Source organism: Pseudomonas sp. MEJ086 (assembly GCF_030209025.1).
Lineage (GTDB): Bacteria > Pseudomonadota > Gammaproteobacteria > Pseudomonadales > Pseudomonadaceae > Aquipseudomonas > Aquipseudomonas fulva_A.
On the sequence record NZ_JARVSV010000044.1, the window covers coordinates 15,558 to 30,304 of the forward strand.

At 62.1% G+C, this 14,747-nt stretch carries 14 protein-coding genes; 7 read left to right on the forward strand and 7 right to left on the reverse strand.

The genetic code is table 11. The features are described from left to right. Window positions 1-9: 9 nt before the first annotated feature. Both QRN22_RS24300 and QRN22_RS24305 read left to right on the forward strand, forming a co-directional pair. Entirely contained in the window at window positions 10-495 is a 486-nt protein-coding gene (locus tag QRN22_RS24300; RefSeq protein WP_042552099.1) for a hypothetical protein, read from the forward strand. Between the two features lie 149 nt (window positions 496-644). Further along, on the forward strand, window positions 645-1,088 hold the full coding sequence (locus QRN22_RS24305; protein WP_042552098.1) for an EF-hand domain-containing protein: 444 nt from the start codon (window positions 645-647) through the stop codon (window positions 1,086-1,088). A 68-nt stretch (window positions 1,089-1,156) separates the two neighbouring features. On the opposite strand, the gene QRN22_RS24310 is transcribed toward QRN22_RS24305, so the two are convergent. After that, complete coding sequence (locus QRN22_RS24310) at window positions 1,157-1,552, reverse strand: winged helix-turn-helix transcriptional regulator (RefSeq protein WP_042552121.1); 396 nt, start codon at window positions 1,550-1,552, stop codon at window positions 1,157-1,159. 94 nt (window positions 1,553-1,646) lie between these two features. On the opposite strand from QRN22_RS24310, the gene QRN22_RS24315 reads away from it, so the two are divergent. The 3 genes from QRN22_RS24315 (at window position 1,647) to QRN22_RS24325 (ending at window position 3,526) form a co-directional block, all read left to right on the forward strand. Continuing rightward, window positions 1,647-2,567 carry an aromatic alcohol reductase gene (locus QRN22_RS24315; RefSeq protein WP_042552097.1) on the forward strand — a complete coding sequence of 307 codons (921 nt, stop codon included), beginning with the start codon at window positions 1,647-1,649 and terminating at the stop codon, window positions 2,565-2,567. Window positions 2,568-2,701: 134 nt separating this feature from the next. Further along, entirely contained in the window at window positions 2,702-3,043 is a 342-nt protein-coding gene (locus QRN22_RS24320) for a barstar family protein (protein WP_285404296.1), read from the forward strand. Window positions 3,044-3,094: 51 nt separating this feature from the next. Then, window positions 3,095-3,526, forward strand: coding sequence for a hypothetical protein (locus tag QRN22_RS24325; RefSeq protein WP_042552095.1), 432 nt, complete (start codon window positions 3,095-3,097; stop codon window positions 3,524-3,526). An 86-nt stretch (window positions 3,527-3,612) separates the two neighbouring features. Here the strand turns inward: QRN22_RS24325 and QRN22_RS24330 are convergent, their stop codons facing one another. From QRN22_RS24330 to QRN22_RS24340, 3 genes are all read right to left on the reverse strand, one after another. Continuing rightward, window positions 3,613-4,071, reverse strand: coding sequence for a DNA glycosylase family protein (locus QRN22_RS24330; protein WP_231570104.1), 459 nt, complete (start codon window positions 4,069-4,071; stop codon window positions 3,613-3,615). Between the two features lie 178 nt (window positions 4,072-4,249). Next, window positions 4,250-4,867, reverse strand: coding sequence for a nitroreductase family protein (locus QRN22_RS24335; protein WP_042552093.1), 618 nt, complete (start codon window positions 4,865-4,867; stop codon window positions 4,250-4,252). Between the two features lie 85 nt (window positions 4,868-4,952). Beyond that, entirely contained in the window at window positions 4,953-5,741 is a 789-nt protein-coding gene (locus QRN22_RS24340; RefSeq protein WP_042552092.1) for an SDR family NAD(P)-dependent oxidoreductase, read from the reverse strand. 141 nt (window positions 5,742-5,882) lie between these two features. On the opposite strand from QRN22_RS24340, the gene QRN22_RS24345 reads away from it, so the two are divergent. Beyond that, window positions 5,883-6,767, forward strand: coding sequence for a LysR family transcriptional regulator (locus QRN22_RS24345; RefSeq protein WP_042552091.1), 885 nt, complete (start codon window positions 5,883-5,885; stop codon window positions 6,765-6,767). 76 nt (window positions 6,768-6,843) lie between these two features. Here the strand turns inward: QRN22_RS24345 and QRN22_RS24350 are convergent, their stop codons facing one another. Continuing rightward, the gene (locus QRN22_RS24350; RefSeq protein WP_042552090.1) at window positions 6,844-8,868 is read right to left on the reverse strand and encodes a methyl-accepting chemotaxis protein; all 2,025 of its coding nucleotides are present in this window, start codon (window positions 8,866-8,868) and stop codon (window positions 6,844-6,846) included. Window positions 8,869-9,467: 599 nt separating this feature from the next. Here QRN22_RS24350 and yghU point away from each other — a divergent pair. Continuing rightward, on the forward strand, window positions 9,468-10,313 hold the full coding sequence (yghU, locus tag QRN22_RS24355) for a glutathione-dependent disulfide-bond oxidoreductase (protein ID WP_042552089.1): 846 nt from the start codon (window positions 9,468-9,470) through the stop codon (window positions 10,311-10,313). A gap of 33 nt (window positions 10,314-10,346) precedes the next feature. Here the strand turns inward: yghU and QRN22_RS24360 are convergent, their stop codons facing one another. Both QRN22_RS24360 and QRN22_RS24365 read right to left on the reverse strand, forming a co-directional pair. Beyond that, window positions 10,347-13,961: a transporter substrate-binding domain-containing protein gene (locus QRN22_RS24360; RefSeq protein ID WP_052493742.1), complete on the reverse strand. Its 3,615-nt coding sequence runs from the start codon at window positions 13,959-13,961 to the stop codon at window positions 10,347-10,349. 44 nt (window positions 13,962-14,005) lie between these two features. Continuing rightward, complete coding sequence (locus tag QRN22_RS24365; protein ID WP_042552088.1) at window positions 14,006-14,632, reverse strand: response regulator; 627 nt, start codon at window positions 14,630-14,632, stop codon at window positions 14,006-14,008. Window positions 14,633-14,747: the final 115 nt, after the last annotated feature.

The following is a 14,747-nucleotide window of genomic DNA, read 5'->3' on the forward strand; positions in this document are numbered from 1 at the left end:
CTCGCCCCCATGGCTTCCCCTGACAAACAGCAAAAACGCGCCCAGCGGGCCAAAGCCAAGGCCAAGCAGAACCGTATGGGCAAGCCGAAGCCCAATCTCCTGCACCCGGTTCTGGCCAACCCGCTGATCAACGAACCCTTCGATGATGTCGACATCGACCTGAGCACCTTCGATTTCAAGGATATTCAGGAGAACGGTTTCGACCCGGCACATTTCGATGACCTGTTCCAGGCCATGAAAATGGCCGAGGGCATCAGCTTGTTGGCAATGAGCCTGGTGTTCCTGCAATACCCGGTGCTGGAGCTGGTGATCGCCGAGGAAGAGGAAGACCCGGCAACCGACTTCATGATGGGGCTGCTGATCGTCTACCGCGCGATCTTTCACGATGAAGACGAAGACACGGCAGTGCAGTGGATCGGCAGCGATACGTTCCAGGCGGCCTACAACGAAGCCTCGATGATCCTGCAGAAGAGAAATGCCCGCGCCAGCACCTGACGGCGCAGGCGGCGTTATGCATCGCCAGCCAGGTCGACCCCACCGACTAGCACATGTGAGCTATGGAACATGAGCGCGGCCGCGGCTAGGGTGCCGAGCGAAGCGGCCCACCGTGCCGCCTTCTCATATCGACCTACAGGGAGTTCAACATGCCATCGCTTACCCGCACGCTCGCCAGCGGCCTGCTTCTAGCGCTCGCAGCCAGCAACGTGGCCGCAGCGGGGATCGACGAGATTTTCCGTGAGCAGGACAGCAACGGCGATGGCGCGCTATCCGTCGAGGAAGCTCGAGCCGCGGCGCCAGCGACCTTCCGCAGCATCGACCGCGATGGTGACGGTATCGTCACGGCAGAGGATATCGCGGCCTATACGGTCGCCGAGGGTGACCCTGACATGGTCTGGCCTGCCCAGGTGCTGGCGTCGGTGGCACAGGCAACGCTCGAGCTTTGGGATGGCAACCGCGACGGCAAGGTGACCGAGCAGGAGTACGCGCAAGCTGCAGTCGATCTGATGCTGCTCGCCGACACGGACGGCGACCGCCGGGTGACCCGTGAAGAGTTGCAGCGTTTTCGTGGCGAGCCGGTCACGCCTTGAGTGACCGGCGCCCACCTCGATCAGTCAGGCGCAGCAAACACCACCAGCGTCGATAAGCCCCGGCACGCTCACACCTGGTCGAATCGAACACGCGCTGCGCGAAAGTCTTCAGCGTGCTCCAGCAGCCAGGTCCACAGCGGCACCATGCGTACCAGAAAACTTCGCCCCAACGGGGTCAGCTCGTAATCGACACGTGGCGGCACCTCGCCGTGGTCGCAACGGGCGATCAATCCGTCCCGCTCAAGTTGTCGCAGGCTACGGGTCAGCATGCGCTGGGTAATACCCGCCAGGCGGCGACCGATTTCCGCGTGCCGCAGTTTTCCCTCTACCCCCAGTGTATGGACGATGCCCAGTGACCAGCGATTGCCCGCATGGGTCAGGACTTCGCGCTTGAGCCCGTCGTCCTCGTCACTCAGTGCGTCGCAGGTGGCTTGAGACAGGCGAATCACCTCTTCTTCGGTCATTGCGTTCATGCGGTATCACTCGTGTGCCTTCTTCTGAATGTTCGCCAATGGTGACAGGATAAAAACATCACTGACCATTCACTGCGAGTAACCGATGCAACCACAGTCTCCCGTTAAAACCGACAACATTCTCGTCCTCGGCGCCGGCGAACTCGGCATGGCCGTACTGCGCGAACTGGCCGCCCAGCCGGCAGCGCGGGTAACGGTCATGCTGCGAGCAGCCGCCCTCGACACCACCTCGCCAAGCAAACGCCAGACGCTCGAGGAACTCGACAACCTGGGCATCGAGGTCGTGTCGGCCGATGCCGCAAACGACGCCGAAGAGACGCTCGCCACCTTGTTCAGTGGTTTCGACACGCTGGTCAGTTGCCTGGGGTTCGCCGCCGGGCCAGGCATACAGCGCAAGCTGGCCAGGGCAGCGCTGATGTCGGATGTGAAGCGTTTTGTACCCTGGCAGTTCGGTGTGGATTACGACGTGATCGGCCGCGGCAGCCCGCAGAATCTGTTCGACGAACAGCTGGACGTGCGCCAACTGCTGCGCAGTCAGTCAAAGGTGCAATGGCTGATCATCTCCACCGGCATGTTCACCAGCTTTCTGTTCGAGCCGGCGTTCGGCGTGGTGGACCTGGATCAGAACACCGTGCGCGCGTTGGGCAGCTGGGAAACTGCCGTGACGGTCACCACGCCGGAAGATATCGGCCGTCTGACCGCTGCCATCCTGTTCGAACCGGAGCGGGTCGATCAGGTCGTCTTCACCGCGGGCGACACCCTCACCTACCGGCAACTGGCGGACACCGTCGATCGGCTACTCGACCGCCAGGTCCAGCGCGTGGAATGGACGCTGCCCGCACTCAAGGCCGAGCTGGCGGCAGCGCCCGACGACTCGTTGCGCAAGTACCGGGCGGTGTTCGCCGAAGGCAAGGGCGTCGCATGGCCAAAGGCGGACAGCTACAACGCACGAGCGAAGATCGATACCGTCGACGTCGCGCAATGGATCGAACGGCACTTGCGCTGATGCGCGATTCCGGCTGGGGCTTGAGCGGATCGGGATCTGGCGCCTAGTCTAAAGCGGTGCTTGGTGCATCAATTCAACGTCACCCGCCCATCCAGACATGGGCTCGGCTTTGCGAGAGAGGCGTTCATTTCACGATGGAGGTAGAGAAGATGGTGACGGTGGATGCGGACCTGATTACGGACTGGCGGACATTCCATGAGGTGTTCGTAGAAGCGTTCGGCTTCCCGAAGTTCTATGGCCATAACATGGATGCCTGGGTAGATTGCCTTTCATACCTCGATGACCCCAACGCTGAAATGACCACGGTGCACGTTCAACCAGGCCACACGCTCTCGTTGGTCGTCGACAATGCCAGGGATCTCAAGCGCCGTTGTCCCGAGCTGTTCGAGGCGCTCGTGGAATGCACCGCGTTCGTCAACTGGCGCGTCGTCACTACTGGCGGTAGTCCGCTCCTGGCCCTGGCCTTCTATGCCTGAGCCTGGTGCACCCTCGGCGGCGGAACGCTATCAATCCCCCGAGACCGAACCATGCAAATCGATAGTTACTGGCCCTTCCATCTTTTCGGCGCGACCTTTGCCAGTGATGCAGAGGCACGCCTGTATGTATTCGAACAGTGGGAGCCAGAGCCTCCTGAAAACGCGTCCGAAGCTGAATATGACGCATGGGAGGACCGTAATCCGAACTGGCGACTGGCTGAAGAGCTGGAATTCTACATGGACTCGGATTTCGTCGAGCTTGCAGATGCACCTTACAACGTCACTTCGCAAATCCGCAGCACAGTCGAGCGGGCACTGGTTAGCGACAAAGCCGCGGCATTCACTCACTTCATCATGGTCGGGCCAGATGCCATCTGGGGTGATCGTCGCCCAGCGGCCACTCGAGCGAAGCCCGTAGCACGCTCGCCCGAGAGCACAGCGACAATCACCTACCTCGGCCGATTCAATTGGGCAGACAGCTGATTCCGAACCAGCCGACGCCTTGCCATGCTGCAGTGCAGACGCCCGGCAACGGCTCAGGCTCGCTGGCGATGGGTTCGAACGCCCTCTCAGCCTGCCGACGAACTGCCGTACAACCCCGGTTCCGCCTCTGCCATGAAGATCTCCACGGTCTTCGGCCCTATGCCCTCGAACGCCATGAGCCGACGTGCAAAGTCGCCCGGACCGGGGCTTCGCAGACGCATGGTGGTGAGTTCACCGTCGTATTCGTCGAGCAGTTTTCTGCCGAGTTTCAGGAGGCGCTCGGCGGTAGAGAGGTCGTATCGCACGTAACGCGCCTGCCCGAGCATCCGCACCAGCTCATGCTGGCTACAACCGACCAGTTTCGACGGAGTGTCCACCCGGCGTTGCTCGACGATGACCCGGTAGGCCCGTTCGGCAACGGATTGCTGGATGGGCTTAGCGAACAGGAAGCTGGCAAGCAACCACTTGAACAGAGCCGCCTCCTGCACGCCGTCGAGCCCGGGCTTGAGCCCGAGTTGCTGCGCGGTAATACGCTTGTCGGTCACCCGTGCCCTCCTTCCGGACCTCATTGGACTCTGCCAGTTGACCGCAGCAGGCAGCCGCAAGGTTCAGGTATCGGAGCAGGGAGTCAACGTGCTGATCGGCGCCGCTCGTCTTCAGAGGGCGCCGAACGCCAGGCAAGAGCGCCTGAATGCAGCGGGCAGGCGCTCTTGAATGGGCCGGTCAGACGATGGTCAGCACGTCCTCGAGCGGCCGCCGCGGTTTCTGTGGCCAGTTACCGGGCAGCGGGTGCCCTACCGTGAGCAGCATCACGGGTATTTCATCCTCGGCCAGGGAGAACGCCTGCGCCACCGCTTCGGCATCGAAACCGATCATCGGCGAGGCCCCCAGCCCCAGCGCGTGGGCCGCATGGATCAAGGTGCCTGCGCCGAAGGTGGCGGTGCGTATCGCTTCGTCACGCTGGCGCTGGGGTTGCTCGAAATACAGCCCTTTCGCGGCAGACTCCCAGAGCGGCAGCATGCTCGCGGGCATGAAGCCCGCGTCGACGCTGGGCATCAGCCGGTGTTCGAGGGTTCGATGATCGGCGAGTTGCCCGCAGAGAATGAAGGTCACTGCAGCCTCGGTGACCTTGGCCTGGTCCCAGGCCAGAGCGCGCAGACGAGCCTTGGCTTCGGCGCTGCGCACGGCGATGAAGCGCCAGTTCTGCAGATTGAACGCGGTGGGCGCGGTGGTGGCCAGCCGAACCAGTTCCTGGATCTGGGCTTCGTCGATACCGCGGGAGGCGTCGAACAGGTTGATCGTGCGCCGCTCTTCGATTGCCTTGATGATCGATGTATTCATGAGAAACTCCGGGCGAGACAGCGCCGCCCCGGATCGGGCAGCGTCGGCTCTCGATTGACGTGAAGGGGAACGCGCTTGCTTGGCGTCAGACGATGCTGTCGACGACACCACCATCCACGCGCAGCGCCGCACCGGTGGTGGCCGAAGCCTGTTCCGAGCTGACGTAGATGATCATGTTGGCCACCTCATCGACGCTGGATGCTCGGCGGATGATCGAGGAGCCGCGATGGGCGACGACGAAGTCCGCCGCCACCTTCTCCAGGCTCTCGCCCGAGCGTTGCACCGCCGGCTCGAGCATCTCGGCGACACCTTCCGAGAGCGTGGGGCCGGGCAGCACGGAGTTGACCGTCACCCCGGTGCCCGCCAGGCGTTTGGCCAAGCCTCTGGCCACGGCCAACTGCGCGGTTTTGCTGAAGCCGTAATGGATCATGTCAGCGGGAATGTTCAGGGCCGACTCCGATGAAACGAACACGATGCGGCCCCATTGGCGCTCCACCATCCCGGGCGCGTAAGCCCTGGAAACGCGCACGCCTGACATCACGTTGGTGTCGAAGAAACGCTGCCATTCGCTATCCGGTGTTTCGAAGAAATCCTGCGGGTTGAAGATGCCGAGGTTGTTGACCACCACATCGAAACTCGGATGTTCGGCCAGCAGTTGCTGGCAGCCTTCGTCATGGCTCAGGTCGGCAGCGAAGCCCACGGCATTGGCCGCCAATGGCCCCAGGCGCTGCAGGGCGGCCTGCACGCTCGCCTCGCTGCGCCCATTGATGACCACCCGCGCACCTGCCGCGAGAAAGCCTTTGGCGGCGGCAAAGCCGATGCCGCTGGTGGACCCGGTGACCAGAACATGGCGACCGCTAAAATCGATATTCATTGCTGAAACTCCTGATCCAGTTGATGGGTTTCATGCTGGCGCATTTTGCCCCTCTCGATAACCGGGGCAGACTCAAGATGACTTTTCGAGATACTCGAACTATGGTCTTGCACTTCCCTCCTTTCTTCGAGGCTTACCGGGATGGACACGTTCGACGCACTACGCCTGTTCGTCAGCATCGCCGAAACCGGCAACCTGAGCGCCGCCGCCCGTCGAAACTCGGTAGCGAGCTCGACGGTCACACTGGCCCTGCAGCAATTGGAGGAGCAGACAGGTACGCCACTGATCATCCGCTCCACACGCAAGCTGACGTTCACCCACGAGGGTGAACAGTTCCTGGCCAACGCCAGGCGACTGCTCATTGACTGGAGCAACTCCATCGACTCCATACGTCCGGAATGTTCGCTGAGAGGACCAATACGCATCACCGCAACCAGTGATTTCGGGCGCCTGAAACTGGTTCCCATCATTGACCGGTTCATGGAGCTGCACCCCGATATCCAGGTCACCTTGCTGTTGAGCGATGGAGTGGTCGACTTCATCGAAAACAACCTGGACATAGCCCTACGCAACGGCCCGCTGGTGGACTCGAACCTGGTGTCTCGGGGGCTGATTCGCAGCCAAAGAATCATCTGCGCGACACCTGGCTATTGGCAGTCCAGGGGCAAGCCGGAGCACCCCGAGCAATTGGTCGAGCACAACTGCTTACTGCTGCACCGCCCGGGCGTGGCTTTCTCCACCTGGCCCTTCTTGGTCGACGGCAAGACGGCCTCGATCCGCGTCAGCGGCAACCGCATCGCCAACGACGGTGGCGTGCTGCGTAGTTGGGCCATGCAGGGCTACGGAATCATGATCAAGAATCGCTGGGAGGTGCGCAGGGAGTTGGAAAGCGGCGCGCTGGAAACGGCTCTGGACGACTTCGCCCTGCCCCACGTCGACCTGTACGCCGTGACGGCGACCAGCAACCCAAGCCGCCGAGTGCGGGCGATGGTCGAGTTTCTTGCCGATCAGTTAGCGAACGATTAGCGGCCTGCTGCAAACAGTTGCTTGCACTGAGCAACCGCGGCAGGCCTAGATGCCGCGGAGCCCCGGAACGACCTGGTTAGATTTTGAACCGGGAGACTACCGTTCGCAGCTCGCCTGCCAGCTGCGAGAGCTCATCAGCGGTAAGGGCGTTCTCCTCTATCCCCTCGATCAACACGACGCTGCCATTACGGATTTCGGTGACGTTACGGTTGATGTCCTCCGCTACGGCATGCTGCTGCACGGCTGCGCTGGCAATCTGCGTATTCATGCCGACGATTCGCTCGACCTCATCGTTGATCGCTCCCAGGCTAGTTGATGCCTGATCGGCAGACAGCACACACTCCTGCGCTCTGTTTTTGCCCGTCTTCATTTGCTCCACGGCGGCCGACATCGCGAGCTGCAGCTCCTGGATGATTCGGCGGATCTCTTCGGTCGAGCCCTGCGTACGCGATGCCAGCGTTCGAACCTCATCGGCAACCACGGCAAAGCCACGCCCCTGCTCACCGGCACGGGCTGCTTCAATCGCTGCGTTCAAGGCCAGCAAGTTGGTTTGATCCGCGATGTTGCGGATGACTTCAATGACCCCGCCGATTTCCTGACTGTGCACGGCAAGGGCCGAGACCTTTTGCGCGCTGAGATCGACCTCGCTGGCCAGGGCTTCGATGGTCATGCGGGTGCCCGCCATGACCTCAAGACCGTGGGCCGAAGCCTGACTCGCCTGTCCGGCCGCGCGCGCAGCACCCTCGGTGTTCTGTGCCACGTCGGCAACACTTGCGGTCATCTCGTTGATCGCGGTGGCGACTTGCTCGGTTTCCCCTTGCTGCGCGTTCATCGATTGCTTCGCACGATCGATGGACAGGCCCAGGCGCTGGGCTGCATCCGATACCATCTGCGAGCTTCGCTCGACCTGGGCCAGCGAAGTACCGAACGCCTGCACCATGTGATTGAGGCCCGTGCCCACATCCGCCATTTCATCCTTGCCCCGCACCTGAACGCGAGCAGTAAGATCGCCCTGGGCGATGAGACGCGTGGCACTCAACACGTCACCGATGGCTCTGCGCATCGAGCCGTAGATGCCGCAGAAGGCGTATACCAGCAGCAACCCCATGAAGATGAACATACCCAGGATGAAAAGCCTCTCGGCTTCCCGGTCATGAACCCTTCGATCCAGCGCGGCCAGCAGCTCGTCCTGGAGGACGTCCTGAGCCTTGTACAAGTCGGCTACCACGGCATTGCCCTTGGCCGCCAAACCTTGTGTGCCATTCATGGTTTCACGCGTCGAGTCGAGCAGCATGTCGAGGTCGGCACGGAAGCCATCCAGCGCCTGAAGGGAGCTGGATACCGGCGACTGAATCTTGTCGGCTAGCGCGGGCTCTCTACGACGCAACAGGCCAAGGCTCTGCTGGAGATCCTGGCGGATCTGGCTTTCCTGCTTGAGTAGCGCGCTCAGCGAAGCGCGCGTGCCATCGGTCAAGGGCTGCCCCTCACGCAGGCCGCTAGCCAGACCACGAAGCTGGCCGACGACGTTGATCTGTCGCGGCAATCGCAAGGTGCTCTGATCGATCATGAACAGCGAGGCATAGTCTTCATCCAGCACCATTCCGGAAGTGGCGCTGACTAGATAGACGAAATTAAGTGTTTGGGAGAGCTGATCGTTCCAGGCATCGAACATCTGTGCCTGGTCGGGACTGCCTTTGGCCCGCTCGATCAGTTGCTGCACGCCCGAACGCAGGCGCTGTACGCGGTCGCCGGTTTCCAGAGTCGCGTTGAGCTGCCTGTCCGTGATTTCCAGTTTCGAGAACGCATCCTGCAGCTTCGTCTGGTTGGCCGCCAGGTCGGCCTGAGCCGTCTGATCACCGCTCAACAGTCGGTTGGTGAGCGCCCGTTGCAACATCGACAATCGAAGGACGGGGGTGACATCCATTAGATAGCGCTGACCGACCTGCTCGGCACGGATCCCATCGATGCTGTTGTTGAGCTGGTCGAGGACTCGTACGCCAAGCAGAGTCAAAGGAATCAGGACTATCACAGCGAGCAGTACGAATTTTGCCGGGAAACGGAGCCGGCTCGTTATATGTATGGCAGGAGCAAGAATGTTCATAAGGTTCTCAGAGCCCGAACGGGTCGATTTGAATGTTTTTGGGGTGAGAACAATCCGTTTCTCGGGGGTAACGTGGCTTCTGTGGCCACTTTGACGAGCCTCTTGTAAACGGCCGACCGCGAGAAATAGCCAAAAGCCATCACTCTGATATCACTGTGACATCTAACCCATAAATAAAGTTGCAACCAAAGATTGCTGGAGGCAGAACAGGCAAATGCGTAACGCAGCTACCGTGTTAGTGCACATGCCGCCTGGACTCGGTTTGCTTCATAAAAGCGCTCCACCAACGCTGGACGGGAGTCACTCGTCGAGACGTGTCGCGCCCGGCGAACGTAACCAAACATTTCATAAAATCTATCGGCGGCAATGCTCGTAACTTTACAAGCGCTGTAAACCATAACGCCGCCGTGCGAGCCGGGTGCGGCCGGGAAGCGCCTTTCGAGATAGGGTCACAGGCTGATCTGCGATCACCCGGCCCCTGGTAAGAAACATCAGTCGACTCGATGATCGACATGCACGAAACGCATTCGAATACCGGGCGCAATCCGGATAGCCTTGGCGTCGAATGCATTGCTCATGACAGTGACAGGGAGGAATCGATGACCCAATCTACCTACGTACCGCCAAAGGTCTGGAAGCACCTCGAGGCTTCCGGTGGCCAGTTCTCCAGGATCAACCGGCCCGTTGCCGGCGCGACCCACGACAAGGCGCTGCCGGTCGGCAAGCACCCGCTGCAGCTGTATTCGCTCGCCACGCCGAACGGTGTGAAGGTGACCATCCTGCTCGAGGAGCTGCTCGCACTGGGCCACGGCGGCGCCGAGTACGATGCCTGGCTGATCCGCATCTCCGAAGGCGACCAGTTCTCCAGCGGCTTCGTGGGGGTCAACCCCAACTCGAAGATTCCCGCACTGCTCGACCAGAGTACGGATACCCCCATCCGCGTGTTCGAGTCCGGCTCGATCCTGCTCTACCTGGCGGAAAAATTCGGCGAGTTCCTGCCCAGGGACCCGGCAGGCCGTACCGAAACCCTCAACTGGCTGTTCTGGCAAATGGGCTCGGCGCCCTACCTGGGTGGCGGCTTCGGGCACTTCTATGCTTATGCGCCGGAAAAATTCGAGTACGCGATCAACCGCTTCACCATGGAGGCCAAGCGTCAGCTCGACGTCCTCAACCAGCGGCTCGCCGAGAACCGCTACCTGGCGGGCGACACCTACACCATCGCCGATATCGCCGTGTGGCCCTGGTACGGCGAGCTGGTGAGGAACAACGTGTATTCGGCGGCCGAATTCCTCGCCGTTCATGAATACCCGCACCTGCTGCGCTGGGCCGATGAAATTGCCAAACGCGACGCGGTCCAGCGTGGCAAGCGGGTCAACCGCACCTGGGGCGACGAAGCCGAGCAAGTGCCCGAGCGACACCAGGCTTCGGATCTGGAAAAGGCCTGACAGACAGCGGTTTGCGACTGTGCCCTGAACTGATTACAGGGGGCCACCGCCCCCTGTAGCAGCGTGTCGCTCAAGCGCTCCGCACAGCGATTGCATCTCGCTGGCCAGCGCCTGGATGGCCGGGTGCAAGGGTGCTTCGGCGGGCTCCAGTCGACAAGCGTTCTCCAGTGCTTCGCAGCGTTGCACCAGCGGCTGCGCGCTGACGATACGTGCGGCCCCCTTGATGCGATGCGCCAGCTCGGCCAGGGCATCGCGGTCCTCCGTGGCCGCCAGTTCCTGCAGCGTCCGTAGATCTTCGGTGGTGCTCGACCACAACTCGTCGAGCAAACGGCGGGCGAGCGCCGGATCCCCTCCGGTCAAGGTATCCAGAGCGCTCGGGTCGAAGGCTTCGGCGAAGCCCTGCTCCGCCTCTGCAGCACGGTCGATGGCGCGAATCGACGCAAGGCGCTCGCCCAGCGCGACCAGGCTGATCGGCTTGAACAGGCAGTCATTCATGCCGCTGTCGAGGCAACGCTGGCGCTCATCCGGCTGAGCATTAGCGGTGTAACCGAGAATGCTGCAGGGCGGCAGACCCTGCGCCTGTTCTTCGCTGCGGATGGCGCGGGCCAACGCGTAGCCGCTCATCACCGGCATGTTGCAGTCGCTGATCAGCAGGTCGAAGTGTCCGCCGCTCCAGGCCGCCAGCCCCGATGCGCCATCACTGGCCTCGCTGACCTCATGCCCGTAGAACGCCAATTGCTGGCAGAGCAGCAGACGGTTGGCGGCATGGTCATCGACCACCAGCACCCGTAGATGACTGCGCGCAGTTGGCACTTCCTCACGGACAGGTTGCGTGTCCAGCGCAGCGGGCTCCAGGGTGGCCAGGTTCAGCTCGACTTCGACCCTGGTGCCCTGGCCCGGTGTACTGCTCAATGTCAGCCTGCCGCCCATCATCTCGCACAGCGAGCGACAGATGACCAACCCCAGGCCTGCGCCGTGGCGGCTGCTCAGACCATTCTGGCGGGCCTGGGCGAACGGCTGGAACAGGCGTGCCTGATCGACGCTGGAAATGCCGATGCCGGTGTCCTCCACGAGCAACTGGACCGCTATGCGCTCCTCGCCAACGGCCTGACCGTGGATGTGCACGCTTACCTGACCAGCGTCGGTGAACTTGATGGCGTTACTGATCAGGTTGGACAGCACCTGCTTGAAACGCAACGGGTCGATCAGCACCTCGCGGCTCACGCTGGCATCGATATCCAGCAGCAGGCCGATGTTCTTCTGCCGCGCCACGCCATCGAATACCCGGGCGACCGATTCCACCAGCACCCGCAGGTTGGCGCGCTCGGGAGCCAGGCCAAGACGCCCTGACTCGATGCGGGCGATGTCGAGGATGTCGCCGATCAGTGCCAGCATGTCCTTCGCCGATTCATAGGCGACCTCGATGGCCTGGCGATCGAGTTGGCCTTGCTCGGCATGCTTGAGAGCCAATTCCAGCATGCCGAGCACTGCACTCATCGGCGTGCGGATTTCGTGGCTCATGGTGGCGAGGAAGGTGCTCTTGATGCGATTGGCTTCATCGGCCCGCTCTCTGGCACTTTGCAGCTCTTCCAGCATGGCCTGCCGCTCGCTGATGTCCAGCCAGCCGCCGATGATGCCCTGCACGTCGCCATGGCTGTCCTGGTAGGGCAACAACCAGTGATAGATGGTCAGCATGCGCGTGCCGATGCGCAGCTCGCGGTCCTGGATCAGCGCCAGCCCGTTATCCATGACCCAGCGATAATCATCCAGGTAGGTGTCGCCCTTGTCGGTATCCAGGCCGGCTGGCAGGCTGTCGGCGAGGGTCTTGCCGATCACGGCTTCGCGCTCGACGGCAAAGGCCTGCAGGTAGCTGTCGTTGCAGATCAACATGCGCCCGGCTCGGTCGCGCACATAGATGGGATGAGGCGTTCCGTTGATCAGCACCTCCATGAAACGCAACTGATCGGCCAGGTGCTGCTTGGCCAGCAGGCGCTGCTTGATCTGCCGGCGCAGGTAGAAATTCCATACCAGCGAGACCAGCAGCAGGAGCACGGCGACGGCGACTATCTGATAGATCAGGTCGCGGTAGTCTCGCCAGGACTGGGTGGAGACCACGGCATTGGTACGCCAGCGGTTGTTGAGCGCATTGAGCTCGTCTGGCGGAATGTCGAGCAGCACCTTGTCGAGGATGCCTTGCAACTCGGTTTCGCTCCTGCGCACGGCGAAGGCAGCCTGGGAGGGTTTCAAGTCGATAGCGGCGGCAACGCGCAATTGCTCGTCGTACATGCGCCGGATGTAGTAGTTCGCACTGCTCAGGGCATGTACGGTGGCGTCCGCCACACCGTCGCGGACCAGCGTGAACCCCTCCAGAGCGCTACCGGTCTGCAGCAGTTCGATCTGCGGGTAATTGCGGCGCAACTCGCCGAGCAGCGTGTGCCCCCTCGGGATCGCCAGCTTCCTGCCGTTAAGCGAGGCCAGGCCGTCCAACGCCTGCGCTTGCTTGCGGGTGACCAGAACGAAGGGGTTGACCAGATAAGGGCGACTGAAGCGCAGGTATTCCTCACGCTCGGCGTCGGGCGTGGAATCAGCCAGCATATCCGCCTTGCCGTCGCGTACCGCCCGCAGCAGTTCGCCGATACCGACCTTGCGCTGAATATCGAACTTCAGCCCGCTGCGCAACTCGATCAGGGCCAGCAGATCGGCGGTGCTGCCGCGATAGTGACCGTCGATGTCGACATAGGACAGCGGCGCCAGGCCACTGTCTACCGCCACCCGCACCACCGGATTGCGCGCTAGCCAGCGCTGCTCGGCCGCACTGAGGCGCAGGCCGCCGGTGTTCAGCGACTGCCCGCCGCTCCAGCGTTTCTGGATGCTCTGGCGCTGATCGAGGGGGATCGCTGCCAGAGCGGTATCGACGATCCGCCTGAGCACAAGGTCATCGGGGCGCAGTGCGAAGCCATAACCGATGGCTTCCTGCTGCCCCAGTTGGGCGATGCGCACGCTGTTGGAGTAGTTCTGCTGGATCAGGTACTGCGCCACGTTGGCGTTGCTGAACATGGCGTCGGCCTGGCCGAAGGCTACGGCTGCCATGGCCTGTTCCTCGGCAGCGTAGCGCTCGACGATGGCGCCCGGATAACGTGCCTCGATACGTGACAGCGGCAGGTAGTCGTAGCCCACGGCGAGTTTGCGGCCGGCGAGCGTCTGCGCCGTATGCGACTCGCCGATACGGCTGATCAGCACGGACTGGTCGTCGCAATAGGCGACGCTGAGGGCGACACCCGCCGTTTCCACCTCGAACTGGTTGGAGCTGCCCAGCAGGTCGATCTCCCCTGCGCTGAGGGCCTCCAGAGCCGCGGTTCGGTTGGGGTAGCGCCGCACACTGATGCGGGTATCGAGCAGTTGCGCAATCAGGTCCGCGTAGTCGGCCGTCAGTCCTTCGTAGTCGCGACCACTGTCGCTGATGTCGAAGGGTGGGTAGTCCGGCGCCGAAACGCCCAGACGAAGCTCGTGCCTGAGGCGCAGCCAGCGCCAGTCGGCTTCGTCGAGCTGGATATCCTGCACTTCGGCCTGGGAACGCCCGAGCAGCTGCAAGGTATCCGGCTGTACCTCGACGGCGAGGGCAACCGCCCCGGCCACCCATAGGTACAAACCGCACAGCGCCCGAGCGAGCCAGGCACACGACGCCCCGCTCGTCATGTCAGCCTGTTGCGTTTGGCGAATTCGATGAGTTCCACCAGCGACGTGGCGTTCAGTTTCTGCATCAGGCGTGTCTTGTAGGTGCTGATGGTCTTGTTGCTCAGCAGCATGCTGTCGCCAATCTGCTTGTTGCTCAGGCCGCTGGCCAGCTGTTGCAGCACCATCATTTCGCGGTCCGAGAGGCTGTCGATGCGTTCCTGGTCGCTGGCCAGGGCATCTCGGTGGCGAACCGTCGTCAGGGCGTCCTTGGGAAAGTAGCTATAACCGGCCAGCACCGCTTTCGCTGCGCCGAGCAGTTCGCCCAGGTCTTCCTGCTTGCAGACGAAGCCCGCCGCCCCCGCCTGCAGGCAACGCAGCGCGAACAGGTTGCTGGGCTGGGCACTGAGTACCAGTACGCGCAGTGGCAGGCCAAGCGAATCCAGGCGGGCGATGACTTCCAGACCATCCAGCCGAGGGATGCCGATATCCAGCACCACCAGATCCGGGGCGAACTCACGAGCCAGTTGCAGAGCATCCACGCCATTGTCGGTTTCGCCGACGATCTGGAAACCATCGCGTTCCAGCAGCAGGCGAACTGCCAGGCGGATCACCGGATGGTCGTCGACGATGAGCACTGTTTTCATACGACCTCTCATTTATCCGCCAAGGCCCGAAACTGCCCAGTACACGGGGCGAATGCTCCGTCACCCATGCTGAAAGATAGCGGCACTTTACGCAATGGCAGACGAGCCCTGCGCG